A 15176-nucleotide genomic window follows, 5' to 3' on the forward strand; every position below is an offset into this window, starting at 1 on the left:
AAGCTGATTCAAATTTATTCGTTGATTTCTCTTTTTTACATATTATAAGACTTAAGACCTTACAATAGGTAGGCTGTAACTGAATTAAATCTTTGAAATTCAGCTCTAAAAGATGATGTGTCGAATTGCAGAAGTTTTAAAGTTCAATTTAATCATCTCTCTGTTAAATTTTACTAAATGTGATTTATTTTAGTTTTAGCCTTCGAATCATAAAAAAAGCGATCCCAAAAATGGAATCGCCTCAAATAATTATGTTTTTATCTGTCTTTAAAATGGAGTAACACCTACTTGGCCAATTTTAAGAAGATTAGTTTTATGTCCTTCTCCATGAGGGAATGCCGCGATGTTGATATAAATATCATTCTCAGTCAAATCACCCTTATCAGTCAAGAACTGTACGTGCTTTTCTAAAGTGTCACGTAAAGTCTCTTTAATATTTGAAGGGTAAGCTTGAACACCCCAAACAAGGTTTAGTGTATTTCTTAAGTGAGCATCATCTGTAAAGATATAGATAGGTGCCTTCGGACGATGTCTTGAAATACGGAATGCAGTCCAACCTGAAGTAGTCATACCGATAATTGCTTTCGCCTTGATTTCTTCCACCAACTTACTAGCGTGTTGTGTAAGGTGGTTCCCCATAAACGTATCCGCTTGAGGATTGAACTCATAAGACTTGTTGTAAACCTCGTCAGACTTGTTTTCTACAGAGCGAATGATGTTTTGCATGTGTTGAATAGTCTGAACAGGATATTTACCTGCCGCAGATTCTGCTGAAAGCATTACGGCATCAGCACCATCCATAACTGCATTGGCTACATCATTTACCTCTGCTCTTGTAGGACGAGGATTAGTAATCATGCTCTCCATCATTTGAGTCGCAATAATTACAGGCTTAGCTTTCTTATTACATTTTTTTACAATGTCCTTTTGGATCATAGGTACATCAGCCATTTCAACTTCTACACCCAAATCACCACGAGCAACCATAATTGCATCTGATGCGGTAATGATATCATCGATATTTTTAACAGCTTCAGGACGCTCAATTTTAGCGATAACTCTTGCTCTAGAGCCTCTTTCTTTGATTATACCCTTGATATACTCGATATCAGCAGCAGATCTCACGAAAGAAAGTGCAATCCAGTTAAAGTCTTGAGTTAATCCGAATTCCAAATCAGCCTTATCTTTTGCTGTTAATGAAGCTGCTGAAATATCTGTATCAGGAAGGTTCATTCCTTTTTTAGACTTCAACATTCCACCGAAAATCACTTCAGTTTTGATTTCTTCAGCAGTAACTTCTTTAACTTTTACAGAAAGGTTACCATCATCAATCAAAATGAAGTCTCCTTTCTTTACATCTTTAGTGATGTTGGTGTAGGTTGTACTCACTTTTTGAGAATTACCTACCATTGGCTTATTCGTAATGATTAACTCTTCGCCACCTTTGATTTCCACAGCACCGTTTTCAACTTCTCCAATACGGATTTTAGGTCCTTGCAAATCTTGAAGAATCCCGATGTTGTGACCGAAAGTAGCATTAATTTCTCTGATGTGGTTAATCACCTCTTGATGAGAGGCGTGATCACCATGAGAGAAGTTCAATCTGAAGATGCTAACACCTGCATGTACAAGTTCTAGTAGTTTTTCCTTTGTATTTGAGGCAGGACCTACAGTTGCTACAATCTTGGTTTTGTTAAGTGAGTGACTCATCTTGCGTTTTCAATTTATTTTGTTAGTCAAAAATTGTAAAGTTGAAGCTCTTAATGCTGTCTAGACTTAATTATAGTTGTCTGCACAGGACCATTTTTAGAACAACGATCCCAAAGATTCAGTTTGAATGCATTGAATTATCCTATTTCTTTTGTATTTATATTAAGTCCTAAATCGAGAGTTTTGTATAAAATTTATACTTTAGCTGAGCAAAATAGGGCGATATTCAGATAATCAGCACTTTAATGTAATACTGAACCAATTTTCTATCAAAGTAAATGAATGTACTCAACAAAATGTATGACGCTTGTCAACTAAAAAGGAAACAAGTAGCAGTTTTAATAGATCCCGATAAAATAGAAGTTAATAAAGTTTCGGGACTGATTAAGAAGGCTGAGGAAATTGGGGTTTCTTATATTTTTATAGGAGGAAGTCTTTTGTTGAAGAACCAAGTAGACGCAATTTGTATAGAAATAAAAAAGGGCAGTGATATCCCTGTTGTTTTATTCCCTGGCAATTTATCGCAGCTGTCCCCGTATACCGATGCAACTTTATTCCTTTCATTGGTATCTGGAAGAAATGCTGAGTTTTTAATTGGCCAACATGTGGTATCTGCTCCATTGTTAAAGCAAATGAAACAAGAAGTGATACCAACAGCCTATGTTTTGATAGATGGTGGTAGGCAAACGAGTGTTTCTTATATGAGCAATACAACGCCTATACCTGCTGATAAAACGGATATAGCAGCAAGTACAGCTTTAGCAGGAGAGATGTTAGGAATGAAAATGGTTTATTTGGAGGCTGGGAGTGGAGCACAAAATCCAGTGACAGAAAAAATGATCTCAAGAGTTAAACAACAACTTAGCGTTCCATTGATCGTCGGTGGTGGGATAAGGTCTGCTAAGAAAGCAACAGCGGCTTTTGAAGCTGGAGCAGATATTATCGTAGTCGGAACAGCTATTGAGAATGATGTTCAATTTTTGGAAGAACTAAAAGGTGTAATAGCATCTCAGAATACTTTAAAACTACCAAATTCATCAAGTCTAAATTGAGCTTAGAATAAAATCTTTGATCTGTTAAAAGTCACTTTTTAAAAATGAGAGGAAGTAAACTAGCATTCTTTAGGTATAAATTAATTGATCGGATGATCAGAGATAAGCAGAAGCCTTATCCGACAAAAGATGAGCTTTTAGAAGCTTGTGAGCATGAATTTGGAGTGAAATCAATTTCTACGATAGAGAAGGATTTGCAGTCTATGCGTTTGGAGTTTGATGCACCTATTGCTTACCATAAAAAAATGAAAGGATACTATTATGAAGATAGTAGTTTTCAGTTTGGTGGTGTAAATCTTAATGAAGATCACTTGATGGCTCTTGAATTTGTGGAGTCTATTCTAAATGAATTCAAGTCTTTTCCTTTTATCAATGAATTTTCTGATGCCATCGAAAAAGTACTTGATGGGGTTACTATCTCAAGAAACTTTGCAGCAGATGGATCGAATGCTACAAAGAAAATCATGACTGAAAAATCTGCTTATGTAAAACCAAACAAATGGTTGAACATTTTGACAAAAGGAATTACAAGTAAAAAGGTCTTTTCGATTGGATATCAGAAATTCGGAGCTTCAGATTCAAGTGTATATACCCTTCATCCGTTTATGATTCGAGAGTATAAAGACAGATGGTATGTGGTAGGTTATATTTCTGAAAAAGATGATGTACGGATTTTTGGGATAGATAGAATCACGGATTGTCAAGAAGTGGAGACAGACTTTTCCTATGCTCAAGAAAGTAAATTTGATCCGATTGAGTTCTTTAAATACACATACGGAATAACAGCCTTATCTGAAGAACCTAAAGATGTTGTCTTATCTTTTACACCATATTCTGGGAATTTTGTAAAATCAGCCCCTATTCATTCTTCTCAAGAAACAATTCTAGATGATGATAATGAGACACGAATTAAATTGAAAGTCGTTGTTAATTATGAGTTGAAGAATTGGATTATGGGTTTTGGATCGTCGGTAAAAGTATTAGAACCAATTACTTTGAAAGAAGAGATCAAAGAAGAAATTGAGAAAATGTTACGGAATTATTCAAGTAACTAAAAAATAAAAGCTCTGCCATAAAACAGAGCTTTTTATATAATTCAGAATTAGATTTCTTAGTCTCTATTTAAAGCTGAAAGGTAATAAAGCAAATAACTTAAAGATGCTAGAGCAGAAACAACATACGTCATTGCAGCCCAATTTAAAGCTTTTTTAGCATAAGCATTGTCAGTACCTCTCACAACGCCTCTATTTGAAACCCATTGTAGTGCTCTATGACTAGCGTCAAACTCCACCGGTAGAGTAATAAAACTGAATGCCGTCATGACAAAGTAAGCTCCACAGACTACAGTAAGTAATAATTGGTAATTTAAGCCTAAAGCAAAAGCACCAAAAATTGATAGGAAAAACACTGCATTAAGTAGTTTTCCACTTACGTTATAAACAGGGACCATTGCACTTCTGAGCTGTAGTGGTTTGTAGGCTTGTGCATGTTGAACTGCGTGTCCTACTTCGTGAGTAGCTACAGAAACAGCCGTTACATTTCGACCATAAAATACTTGCTCACTTAAGTTTACAGTTCTATGTTTTGGATCATAATGATCAGTGAAATCACCAGGGATACAGTTAATCTGAACATCATAGATTCCATTATCACGCAGCATCATTTGTGCTGCTTCGGCTCCACTAATTTGGTTTGCAGAAGGTAACTCAGCGCCCTCGGCCATGGTACGTTTCATCTTTCGTTGTACCAACCAGCTTATTAGTAGGAAGAATATAAAAATTAATAAATACATTTTCTTTCAAATTAATTACCAACATGTATACGTAATTATCCTCCAACAATGTTGCATGACATGAAGCTAAAAAAAGAAAAATTTATTCTCCTTTAATTTTATTAATAATGTTGGAGGTCGAATATCCTGCCACAAGTTCTACAGTTTCAACTTTTCCACCATTTGCTAGAACTTCTTTTGCACCAACTATTGTGTCAATGGTATAATCATTTCCTTTTACTAAAACATCGGGTAGAAGGGAATTGATCAAGTTAAATGGAGTTTCTTCACCAAAAAGAATAACAGCATCTACAAATTGAAATGCAGCAAGCATTCTAGCTCTTGCGTAAGCATCATTTATAGGTCTGCTTTCTCCTTTTAATGTTTTTATGGATTCATCTGTATTAAGACCGATAATGAGTTTCTGACCTAGGTTTCTAGCTTTCTCCAAGTAATCAATATGTCCGAGGTGAACAATATCAAAGCAGCCATTTGTGAAGACTACTTTTAAATTATCTTCTTTCCAGCTTTGTCTTAGTTCTTTAAGAGAATTAAGATCATTGATGATTTTATTTTCGGTATTCATTATGCCTCTAGTTTAGTCTTTTTACTTAAAAGTGATATCATAATAAGAGAAAATCCTCCTACAACTACCACCATAATAGTTTGAGTGCTGTGCATTACAAGAGCATACGTTGAAGCTGATTTTTCAGCCAAACCATAAGCAACTAAAGTAGCTGTAACAAGTAGATGGTAAGATCCTGTACCTCCTGGGGTAGGAATGGTCATGCCAACTCCACCCATTACAAATGCCGATAAAGCTGCTGATAAAGGTAAGTTTGCAGTTTCGTCGAGGGCGAAGAACATCACATAACTCATAATAAAATACATTGCCCAAATCACGGCTGTATGAAAAATGAATGCTGCTTGTGCTTTAGGACTTAATCTGAAAATCCCGATAACGCCGTCTTTTATACCAGAAAGAAGATTAAAGACTTTATTAAAAAGTGGGATTTGAATGAGCTTCTTCCATCTTAAAACTACGAAACCCATTCCAGCAAGTCCAACAATTGCTATTCCACCTAGTAAATACATTTTAGATTGAAGAAATGGAATAAAGCCTTCAAATTGACCGAAAATGAGTTCTCCGATTTTATCAAATTCAATGAACACAGTAATCACCATAATCGATAACATGATAATGAAATCAAATGCTCGCTCTGTGATCACTGAACCAAAAGCATACTGAGTTGGTACTTTATCTGTTTTATGAAGAGCTCCACATCTTGCAACTTCTCCCATTCTAGGGAACACAAGGTTGGCAATATAGCCTGTCATAACTGCAAGGAATACTCGAAATGTAGGAACTTTATGGCCACCAGGTTCAAGCATTAATTTCCATCGGAAACTTCGACTTATATGGCTAATTATAGCTGCAAAAATCGAGATGAAAATCCATTGATAATGTGTTTTTTCAAGTGTTTCAATAATTTCACTTATACTCTGTTCTCTGTAAACATACCAAAGTAGGACTACCGAAAAACCGATGGAAACTAGGTATTGTATGGCTTTCTTTAGTTTTGTATTCATGTTAGTTATAGATTGTGACTAACAAAAAAATCGGATATTCATATAATGATAAATATCCGATTTTGTCATTGTGACCGTTTAGCTAAGCTTAGATTCTGTTGTTTTCATCAGGGAAAACAAGTAGAGGTTTATAAGATTTAGCCTCTTCAAATTCCATAGAACAATATGAAATAATGATGAGAACGTCTCCGACTTGTACACGACGAGCTGCAGCACCATTCAAACAAATAACGCCACTACCTCTTTCGCCTTTAATTACATAAGTCTCAATTCGTTCACCATTATTATTGTTCACGATTTGTACTTTTTCTCCTTCAATGATGTTGGCCGCATCCATAAGATCTTCATCTACGGTAATACTTCCAATATAATTGAGGTCTGCTTGAGTTACTTTAACTCTGTGTATTTTTGATTTTAATATCTCGATAAACATATTCACTTCAAATTTTCAATATCCAAGGGGTGAATTTAGGTCATTAGTACTCTCAACGTAGATTTCCAAACCTCCCTTAGAACACGAATTTGTCTAAATATTTCCGCAATATGTGAAATTTTCACAAACTTTTGCATTAAGCTCGATATTAAAACTAATTTTCGATCAGTATGTTGTCAATCAAACGAACATTTCCTAACCATGCAGCCACACAAATTGCGTAGTTTTGTCCTTTAGAGTATGAGTCTAATTTTTTAAGAGACTTGGTATCTGTAATTTCTAGATACTCAATTTGAAACTGATTTGTTTCATCAATCAATTGAGTTCCTTTTTCAATCGCTTTTTCAACGTCTTCAGAACTTTCTAGGATATTTTTAGTCTCTTGAAGTGCTTTGTAAAGTATTGGTGCAATTTCTCGCTGACTTTCTGACAGTCTCATGTTTCTTGAAGACAAAGCAAGTCCATCCTCGGCTCTTTCTGTAGGGTGGCCGATCACGTCAATTGGAAAAGATAATGCGTTGGTGAGTTTTCTGATAATAAGAAACTGTTGAAGGTCTTTCAGTCCAAAATATGCTTTAGTAGGTTGAACGATGTGAAATAATTTAGAAACTACGATGCCTACACCATTGAAATGCCCTGGACGTTTGGCTCCTTCCATCACGGTTTCTATACTTCCAAAGTTAAACTCTATTAGGTCTTCTTTATTTTTTCCTTCAGGATACATAATAGTATCATCTGGGAGAAAGACAGCAGTACACCCAACGTTCTCTAAAAGGTTAATATCTTTATCAATTGTTCTTGGATATTTGTCAAGATCATCTGAATTATTAAATTGGGTCGGATTTACATAAATACTACAAATTGTTATATCATTTTCTGCAGTAGACTTCTTGATTAAGGCTAAATGCCCATCATGAAGTGCTCCCATTGTTGGTACAAAACCTACAGTTTTGGAACTATTTTGTTCTGTTATCAAAAAGTTTCTTAATGAAGTGGTTTCCTTGAAAATGTGCATATTTTGCTCCTTATTTATAAATTTTAACGCTTAAATTCTCATAAACTGAGCTTTAGGTAGTCTGTAGGGATTGAATTTTCCGCATTTTCCTCTTATCTTTGCGGCTAAATTAATGTAAATCCTGCAGAATATGTCAAAATTAAAAATTCTTTACGTTTCTAGTGAGATTAATCCATTTTTGAAAACTACTGAAGTTGCTGATTATGTGCGTAAGTTGCCACAATCAATGCAAGAGAGGGGTATGGAAATTCGAATTTTAGTCCCTCGTTTTGGATTGATCAACGAACGTAAGAACCGTTTGCATGAAGTTGTCAGACTTTCAGGGATTAATATCACTGTAGGCGAAGAGGAAAAGCCTTTAACTATAAAAGTTGCTTCAATTCCGCAAGCAAAACTGCAAGTTTACTTTATTGATAATGAAGACTATTTCCAACGTAAATCAGTCTTTACAGATAAGAAAAATGACGATAAGTTTTTCGAAGATAATGACGAAAGAGCGATTTTCTTCTGTAAAGGTGTGTTGGAAACTGTGAAAAAATTAGGATGGTCTCCAGATATCGTTCACTGTAATGATTGGATTTCAAGTATGATTCCGATGTACTTGAAAACGACTTATAAGAACGATCCGATGTTCAAAGACACTAAGAGTGTTTACACAATCTACAATACTTCTTTTGAGCATAAATTTGATCCTCAAGGGTTGAAGGAAAAAGTGAAGATGGTTGATATTGAAGATAGTATGTTGACTTTGTTGGAAGATGCCGATTTTAACGCATTTATCAAGATTGGATCTCAATATGCAGATGTTGTAACTAACGCCAATGCTGATTTAACTGAGAAGTTAGATGCTCTAACAGATGGAGCTTCTGATAGCATCAATACTATTGAAGTTGGAGATGAGTTTGCAAGTTCTTATTATGACATCTATACGGAATTGATGGGATAAGACTTATTAGGTATAAAAAATGTTAAGCCTTCGGTTATTACTGAAGGCTTTTTTTTATTTGTGAGATTATGTGTACAAGAAAAAGAGCAAGAATGAAGTAATTGTCATTCTGCTTCTTATTTTTGTGAAAAAGCTAGATAGGATTTTTTTGAGAGAGAAAATAGATGAGTATGACATTTAACATAAACCAATTAAAGCGTGTTTTGTCGAAGGCAAATCTTTTAGGGGCCTTTATTCTTGGAACATCTCTATTGAATACATCTTGTAATCAGGATGATATTTTGGAAAATGGAAGTGAACTAGGTGATGGGTCTAATGTAAAAGTATGCTTTGAAGATAATTTTAGTCTTAGAACAACTACAAAGTTTTTTAGAGACAGTATATTAACTTCAAGTGTATCTAATGCTATAGTTGGTGAGATACAAGAAGGAGATTTGGGAACAACTAAGTCTTCTGTTTATTTAAGGCCAAATGTTAGTTCTGGTGTTGCTTTTAATGAGCAAGAAGAATTTGTTGGTTTTGAGTTCTTATTAGTTTTTAATGGATATTCATACGGAGATACTTTAAGTGCAATTGAATTTCAAGGAAGAGAGTTAGAGACTGAGTTGGAAATCATCCAAGAAACAGTTGATCAAAGTGGAGATACTATTATCGTGAGTGTACCTCGTTACCATTTTGAAATTATTCCTGAAAATTCAATTGGAAATGAACTTTTAAGATTTGATGAAATAGATGAAGAAGTCTTATTTGCTGATTTAGATATTGATTCTTTTACAAATTCGTCTGATGGGACAACTTCTGAGCGTAAGTTTTTAAGAATCCCAATGGATGAAACATTAGGACGTCAATTATTTTCTTTAGATACTATTTCTGATTCTACAGTTATTGATCTATTTAAAGGTATTGCTCTTGATATTGTAGATGAAGGTGTCTACTATGGTATTGATGGTTCAAACTCTAAGTTTAGACTACTTTATAATGATAGAGATGAGAATGGTGATATTATTACTGAAGATGTTCAGGGGATAATTAGACCAAAAGAGTTTACATATGATATGTCCATTGCAGGTTTTTACAATAGCTTATTTGATAAAGGCGATGCTCTTGCTAGTTTAAATCTTGGTGATACTCTTAGCTCTGTAAGCTTAAATAATACTGGTTTAGTAACTGCTGGTACACCAATCTACTCTGTGATTGACTTTGATGGAGCATTAGAGCTGTTGAATAGAGCTGTAGAGGAAGGAGATGATAATCCTCTTACAAAAATCATAGTTCAAAGAGCTGAATTAAGTATTAGTGCTGTGGACCCAACAGATAGAAGTGGTACTAGTCAATCTTTAGAATACATAAAAAATAATACTCCTCCACCATCGCAAATTATTTTTGCAACATTAACTGATGAACTTGAGAATGATGGACAGATTAGTAGACTTTCAGATGGAAGTATATCTACGCTATTTACAGAAGCTGGAGATGCAGCTCTTTCGTCTAGTTTCTCAATTGCTAGAAATCAATATGGTACGATAGATATTACATCATATTTTAATGCTAGACTTAATGTCCTAAATGCAAATAATGATGATAATGTTGATAATATTGAAAGTGGGGATTTTAATTATGCAGGTCCAATGGTTGTGTTGCCAACGTCAATTTCAACTGGTGTAAATAAATTAACTTTCCCTGATTCAGAAAGTGATGCTTTAGCTCCTTCAACAGGGCTAAACCCTAATGTTCCACTTAATCTGAATTTGAGACTGTACTATACAATATTTGGAGGTACTTTAGAATGTGGTGAAACTACAGAGTAAATAAAAAATTATTATTATTTAAAAGGTCTAGTTAGGTATTCTAACTAGACCTTTTTTATTTTTTGAATATAATGGGTGTTGGTTATTAGTATTTTAATAATTGTATTGATTAACAGCTTGATAACAAAGAAAAATTATAAAACCCTCATAACTTAAAAAGACTTTTATGAGTGAAAAAATTATATAATTTTGTTTTGATAACAGAGATCAAAAAATAAAAGATAACAATCTTTTAGACCCATTTTTTACTCCAAAAAATAAAATATTATGTGTGGAATTGTAGGTTATTTAGGTTTTAAAGAAGCAAAAGATATATTAATTAAAGGTCTAAGTAGGTTAGAATATAGAGGTTATGATAGTTCTGGCGTTGCCATAATGAATGAAAACTTGAAAGTTTTTAAATGTAAAGGCAAAGTATCTGATCTACAAAACTTAATTGGAGAACAGGATACCCATGGTTCTGTAGGAATTGGACATACTAGATGGGCCACTCATGGTGTACCTAATAACGTTAATGCACACCCTCATTTATCTTCTGATAGTAGAATAGCACTTGTTCATAATGGAATTATAGAGAATTATGGTTCTCTTAAAAAAGAATTGGAATCTAAAGGACACGAATTCTATTCTGAAACAGATACCGAGGTTTTAACCCGTTTCATTGAACAAGTACAAAAAGATAATGAATGTTCATTGGAGGATGCTGTACGTATTGCTTTAACACAAGTAGTTGGGGCTTATGCTATTGTTTTAGTCTCAGTTAATGAGCCAGGTAAAATTGTTGCAGCGAGGAAAGGTTCACCTCTAGTGGTGGGAGTGGGTGAAGATAAGGAAGAATTCTTTTTAGCATCTGATGCAACTCCTATCATTGAGTATACTAAAGATGTGGTTTATCTTGATGATGAAGAAGTAGTTGTTCTTACAAAAGGAGATATTACAATTACAGATATACGTAACGTAGCAAGAGATACATATATTGAAACTCTTGATATGGAACTTGAGGCAATTGAAAAAGGTGGTTACGATCACTTCATGTTGAAAGAAATCATGGAGCAACCAAAATCAATTGAAGATTGTTTGAGGGGGCGTGTAATCGCGGAAGATCTTCATGTGAAATTAGGAGGTATACAACAGCATTTACCTGATCTACTTAATGCGAATAGAATTATTATCTTAGCTTGTGGTACTTCTTGGCATGCAGGTCTTGTAGCTGAATATGTATTCGAAGAGCTAACAAGAATACCTGTGGAGGTAGAATATGCTTCTGAATTTAGATATAGAAATCCAATAGTTGGTAAAGGCGATGTTATTATTGCGATTTCACAGTCTGGAGAAACAGCCGATACTTTAGCAGCTATTGAAATGGCCAAGGAAAGAGGTGCAACTATATTGGGTGTTTGTAACGTAGTTGGGTCATCTATTGCTAGAGCATCACATGAAGGTGCTTATACACATGCTGGACCAGAAATTGGTGTAGCTAGTACTAAAGCATTTACAGCTCAATTGACAGTTCTTACATCTATGGCTCTAATGGTCGCTAAAGAGAAAAAATCTATTTCTGAAAATAGATTAAGTGAGCTTCTAAGAGATTTAGAGCAAGTACCAGCTAAAGTAGAGCAAGTGTTAAAACTAGATTCAGCAATTGAAAGTATTGCTGAAATTTATAAAGATGCTTCAAATTGTCTTTACTTAGGACGTGGCTATAATTTCCCTGTAGCATTGGAAGGTGCGTTGAAGTTGAAAGAAATCTCTTATATCCATGCAGAGGGGTACCCTGCTGCAGAAATGAAGCATGGGCCTATTGCTTTGATTGATGAGGAAATGCCTGTGATTTTCATTGCAACTAGAGATAGTTCTTATGATAAAGTAGTGTCAAATATTCAAGAGGTTAAAGCTCGTAAAGGTCGAGTTATAGCAATTGTAACTGAAGGAGATGCTCTTATCCCTAAAATGGTAGATCATGTTATTGAAGTACCAAATATTCATGAAATGCTGATGCCAATGATCTCTGTAATTCCTCTACAATTATTGTCTTATTACATCGCTGTTATGAGAGATTGTAATGTGGATCAACCAAGAAACTTGGCTAAATCAGTTACTGTAGAGTAATGAATTCTAACTAATAGATATAAAAAAAGCCATCAAGTAATTGATGGCTTTTTTCATTGTATTATATGATAGTTTAGATCGCTTCAAATAACACGATATTATTTGGTGTGTCAATCGTTACTTTACCACCTTTTACAGTTGCTGTAGTACCCGAATAGAAGTCTTTTACTTTTTGACCATCTTCAAACACTTTAGCAACTGATATATCTTTTTTCCCTTTTGGAAGATCAAGACCAACAACTACTTGATCAGAATATTTATCAGATTTAATAGATCTACTAAATACATAAGGAGCTTCTGTAATCATTTGGTGTCTACCAATACCAACTACAGGGTGTAAGCTTTTAAATTTACCAAGCTTCTGCCAGTGAGAAAGAACATCTTTAGTTTTAAAACCATTTCTTTCACTATTCTTTTCGATTTCATCCCAGTTCATGAATGAACGAAGTGTAGCATCACCAACAGTTCCTTCAATGTCTAATGAACGGTTCGTTTCGTCGCCATAATAAACTTGAGCAGAACCTGGAGCAAGGAATAGGAAGTTTGCAGCCTTGAAAGGCTTTTCACGCATTTTGTCAAAAGGATGCCCATCATCGTGAGATGATACATAATTGACAACTCCTTTTCCTTTCAATTCATTGTTTAAAATACTATCATAAGAAGCGAATACTTCTTCATAAGACTTTTCATTAGCTTCCCATTTCAAGCCAAAGCTGATTAGTGTATTGAAGCCTTCATCGAAATAGTCAACTTCTTTATCTCCATTCATGAAATTTCTACCATTTCCGATATTGTAGCCATATACTTCACCAACCATATAGAAATCATTATCATCTAGAACTTTGTCTGGATTTGCTTTTTTCCAGTCTTTGAACGCTGCAATAGCTTCTTTGTGCAAATCACCCCATACACTTTCTTCTGTATGTTTTACAGTGTCAACACGGAAGCCATCAACGCCAAATTCACGAATGTAATCTGTAAGCCATTTGATGATGTAGAAACGAGGAGCTCTCGGGTAACCCGTACGAGCAAAGAATTCATCAAGCTCTTTTTGTTCTTTTTCTAGGCGACCTTCTTTAGTCCATTTTTCAACAAGTGGAGTAGGAATTTCAACGTTCTCATCACTACCTGTAAGAACATCTGGTAAGTTTTCTACCAACGTACAGTTTACGAAGTTTTCATATGAATCATATGTACACTGTGGTTCAGTTCTTACCCAATTGTTATCCCATACTGGGTCTTGGTCAGTTACAGGGCCTGTGTGGTTGATCACAACATCAAGTATAATTCTGATGCCGTTGTCATGCGCAACTTTTACAAGTTCAGCAAGGTCTTCTTTTGTGCCAAAGTTAGGGTCAATCTTAGTCCAGTCTTTTGCCCAATAGCCATGGAAAGGATAAGTTTCTCCTGTGCCCTCATCTACACTTCCATGAATTTGCTCAACAATAGGAGTGAACCATATTGCATTGATACCTAAGTCTTGGAAATATCCTTCTTTGATTTTCTCAGTGATACCTTTGATGTCACCTCCCATGAAACCTCTTAGCTTTGCAGCATTTTCGTTTCTTGGAATAATGTTGTCATTCTCTTTATTTCCGTTATAAAAACGATCAGTAAGAAGGAAGTAGATATTTGCAGCGTTCCAAATAAATGGTGCTTCAGTTTTAGTTGATTGTGTTTTAGCTGGCTCACATGAACTAAGGTTTAAAAGTCCTAAACCATAGAACAAAATGAGTAGACTACTTTTGGTAAGTTTATTCATTTTCATAGAATTTACATTTGGTACGAATTTATTGTTTTTTTTAAAATATCAGAGAATTGAGCTTTAACAAATTGACTTAAAATAGCTTGTTAACTAATATTTGCATCATAAACCAGTAAGTAGACGCTGTAAAAGGTTCTATAATTGAAATAAAGTACTGTGAAGGTGTAGTCCAGATGAAGGAGCAATAAATGCTAGAGCTTGATTGTCTCCTCCATTTAATGATTCTTTGATTTCATCTAGTGATAATTCTCCTGCACCAAGTTTGAACAATGTTCCCATCATCAATCTCACTTGATGTCTTAGAAAACCTTTACCTTCTATTTTGTAAACAAAGCTTTCCTCTGGAAAAAAGTTAGCTGTAAGAATATCGTTTTTAATGATTTCACTTTTGATGATTTCTCTTTCAAAAATGGTAGCATCAGAAGGCTTGTAACAGTATTTCTGAAAATTATGAGTCCCTTCAAACAGTTTGGCCCCTGTTTTCATCAACTCAATGTCAAGATTCTCATGCATATAAACCATGTACGGAGCGCAAAACGGGTGATTTTTTCCACCGTGTGAGAAAAAGTATAAGTATTCTTTAGTCTTTGGGTTTTGAATGATATTGAATTTTTCATCAGTTTCTTTGACTGAAATCGCTCTAATATCATTTGGGAGGTTTTTGTTTAATTTCTCAAAGAATAGTTTGGTGTCTAGTTTTTCCCATAAAAATAATTCAAAAGCAGAGTGTTCTGCAGAAACCATAGCATCTGTACGACTTGCACCTAATGTTTTGAAATTGTCATGTTCTAGAACGAAGTTTATTGTTTTGTCTACCATTCCTTGAATGGTTTTTACATTTGGCTGTTTTTGCCAACCATGATATCTAAACCCTAGATATTGGAATTCGATTAAGTAATAAAATCTTTGCCTGTGTGCCATAAGGCACGAAACTAAAGAGATTTATTTAAAATGAGAAACAGGAAGGTCTTCAGAAT

Annotated in this window: 13 protein-coding genes; 5 read left to right on the forward strand and 8 right to left on the reverse strand. The window is 34.6% G+C overall.

Translation table 11 applies throughout. The annotated features are described in order from the left end of the window. Positions 1–267: 267 nt before the first annotated feature. Positions 268–1710: a pyruvate kinase gene (pyk, locus tag BC781_RS13635; protein ID WP_109618632.1), complete on the reverse strand. Its 1443-nt coding sequence runs from the start codon at positions 1708–1710 to the stop codon at positions 268–270. Positions 1711–1988: 278 nt separating this feature from the next. Here pyk and BC781_RS13640 point away from each other — a divergent pair, with 278 nt between their 5' ends. Together BC781_RS13640 and BC781_RS13645 are read left to right on the forward strand one after the other, a co-directional pair. Then, complete coding sequence (locus BC781_RS13640) at positions 1989–2762, forward strand: geranylgeranylglyceryl/heptaprenylglyceryl phosphate synthase (RefSeq protein WP_109618634.1); 774 nt, start codon at positions 1989–1991, stop codon at positions 2760–2762. A gap of 44 nt (positions 2763–2806) precedes the next feature. Further along, on the forward strand, positions 2807–3817 hold the full coding sequence (locus BC781_RS13645) for a helix-turn-helix transcriptional regulator (RefSeq protein WP_109618636.1): 1011 nt from the start codon (positions 2807–2809) through the stop codon (positions 3815–3817). A 56-nt stretch (positions 3818–3873) separates the two neighbouring features. Here the strand turns inward: BC781_RS13645 and BC781_RS13650 are convergent, their stop codons facing one another. The 5 genes from BC781_RS13650 to panC form a co-directional block, all read right to left on the reverse strand. Further along, positions 3874–4554, reverse strand: coding sequence for a zinc metallopeptidase (locus BC781_RS13650; RefSeq protein WP_109618638.1), 681 nt, complete (start codon positions 4552–4554; stop codon positions 3874–3876). Between the two features lie 82 nt (positions 4555–4636). Then, on the reverse strand, positions 4637–5119 hold the full coding sequence (rfaE2, locus tag BC781_RS13655) for a D-glycero-beta-D-manno-heptose 1-phosphate adenylyltransferase (RefSeq protein WP_109618639.1): 483 nt from the start codon (positions 5117–5119) through the stop codon (positions 4637–4639). Then, entirely contained in the window at positions 5119–6123 is a 1005-nt protein-coding gene (locus tag BC781_RS13660) for a lysylphosphatidylglycerol synthase transmembrane domain-containing protein (RefSeq protein ID WP_109618641.1), read from the reverse strand. Before BC781_RS13660 ends, rfaE2 begins: the two co-directional genes overlap by 1 nt. An 88-nt stretch (positions 6124–6211) precedes the next feature. Continuing rightward, positions 6212–6556 (reverse strand): aspartate 1-decarboxylase, encoded by a 345-nt coding sequence (panD, locus tag BC781_RS13665; protein WP_109618643.1) that lies wholly within the window; start codon positions 6554–6556, stop codon positions 6212–6214. Between the two features lie 154 nt (positions 6557–6710). Then, positions 6711–7571 carry a pantoate--beta-alanine ligase gene (gene panC / locus BC781_RS13670; RefSeq protein ID WP_109618645.1) on the reverse strand — a complete coding sequence of 287 codons (861 nt, stop codon included), beginning with the start codon at positions 7569–7571 and terminating at the stop codon, positions 6711–6713. 130 nt (positions 7572–7701) lie between these two features. On the opposite strand from panC, the gene BC781_RS13675 reads away from it, so the two are divergent. The 3 genes from BC781_RS13675 to glmS all read left to right on the forward strand — a co-directional run bounded on the left by BC781_RS13675 (position 7702) and on the right by glmS (position 12434). Then, positions 7702–8517: a glycogen/starch synthase gene (locus BC781_RS13675; RefSeq protein WP_109618648.1), complete on the forward strand. Its 816-nt coding sequence runs from the start codon at positions 7702–7704 to the stop codon at positions 8515–8517. Positions 8518–8687: 170 nt separating this feature from the next. Further along, on the forward strand, positions 8688–10325 hold the full coding sequence (locus tag BC781_RS13680) for a DUF4270 family protein (RefSeq protein WP_158281478.1): 1638 nt from the start codon (positions 8688–8690) through the stop codon (positions 10323–10325). Positions 10326–10592: 267 nt separating this feature from the next. Next, on the forward strand, positions 10593–12434 hold the full coding sequence (gene glmS / locus BC781_RS13685; RefSeq protein ID WP_109618653.1) for a glutamine--fructose-6-phosphate transaminase (isomerizing): 1842 nt from the start codon (positions 10593–10595) through the stop codon (positions 12432–12434). 73 nt (positions 12435–12507) lie between these two features. Here glmS and BC781_RS13690 read toward each other — a convergent pair whose 3' ends face one another. Together BC781_RS13690 and BC781_RS13695 are read right to left on the reverse strand one after the other, a co-directional pair. Then, complete coding sequence (locus tag BC781_RS13690; protein ID WP_245935617.1) at positions 12508–14202, reverse strand: alpha-amylase family glycosyl hydrolase; 1695 nt, start codon at positions 14200–14202, stop codon at positions 12508–12510. A 132-nt stretch (positions 14203–14334) separates the two neighbouring features. Further along, on the reverse strand, positions 14335–15120 hold the full coding sequence (locus BC781_RS13695; protein WP_109618655.1) for a tRNA pseudouridine synthase A: 786 nt from the start codon (positions 15118–15120) through the stop codon (positions 14335–14337). Positions 15121–15176: the final 56 nt, after the last annotated feature.

It is taken from the genome of Sediminitomix flava, assembly GCF_003149185.1.
GTDB lineage: Bacteria > Bacteroidota > Bacteroidia > Cytophagales > Flammeovirgaceae > Sediminitomix > Sediminitomix flava.

What these genes read in the sequence shown, in the direction of transcription:
- BC781_RS13690 (WP_245935617.1), bottom strand. Translation starts at nt 14,202, where the DNA reads ATGAAAATGAATAAACTTACCAAAAGTAGTCTACTCATTTTGTTCTAT.
- rfaE2 (WP_109618639.1), bottom strand. Translation starts at nt 5,119, where the DNA reads ATGAATACCGAAAATAAAATCATCAATGATCTTAATTCTCTTAAAGAA.
- BC781_RS13640 (WP_109618634.1), top strand. Translation starts at nt 1,989, where the DNA reads ATGAATGTACTCAACAAAATGTATGACGCTTGTCAACTAAAAAGGAAA.
- panC (WP_109618645.1), bottom strand. Translation starts at nt 7,571, where the DNA reads ATGCACATTTTCAAGGAAACCACTTCATTAAGAAACTTTTTGATAACA.
- BC781_RS13695 (WP_109618655.1), bottom strand. Translation starts at nt 15,120, where the DNA reads ATGGCACACAGGCAAAGATTTTATTACTTAATCGAATTCCAATATCTA.
- panD (WP_109618643.1), bottom strand. Translation starts at nt 6,556, where the DNA reads ATGTTTATCGAGATATTAAAATCAAAAATACACAGAGTTAAAGTAACT.
- glmS (WP_109618653.1), top strand. Translation starts at nt 10,593, where the DNA reads ATGTGTGGAATTGTAGGTTATTTAGGTTTTAAAGAAGCAAAAGATATA.
- BC781_RS13675 (WP_109618648.1), top strand. Translation starts at nt 7,702, where the DNA reads ATGTCAAAATTAAAAATTCTTTACGTTTCTAGTGAGATTAATCCATTT.
- BC781_RS13680 (WP_158281478.1), top strand. Translation starts at nt 8,688, where the DNA reads ATGACATTTAACATAAACCAATTAAAGCGTGTTTTGTCGAAGGCAAAT.
- pyk (WP_109618632.1), bottom strand. Translation starts at nt 1,710, where the DNA reads ATGAGTCACTCACTTAACAAAACCAAGATTGTAGCAACTGTAGGTCCT.
- BC781_RS13650 (WP_109618638.1), bottom strand. Translation starts at nt 4,554, where the DNA reads ATGTATTTATTAATTTTTATATTCTTCCTACTAATAAGCTGGTTGGTA.
- BC781_RS13660 (WP_109618641.1), bottom strand. Translation starts at nt 6,123, where the DNA reads ATGAATACAAAACTAAAGAAAGCCATACAATACCTAGTTTCCATCGGT.
- BC781_RS13645 (WP_109618636.1), top strand. Translation starts at nt 2,807, where the DNA reads ATGAGAGGAAGTAAACTAGCATTCTTTAGGTATAAATTAATTGATCGG.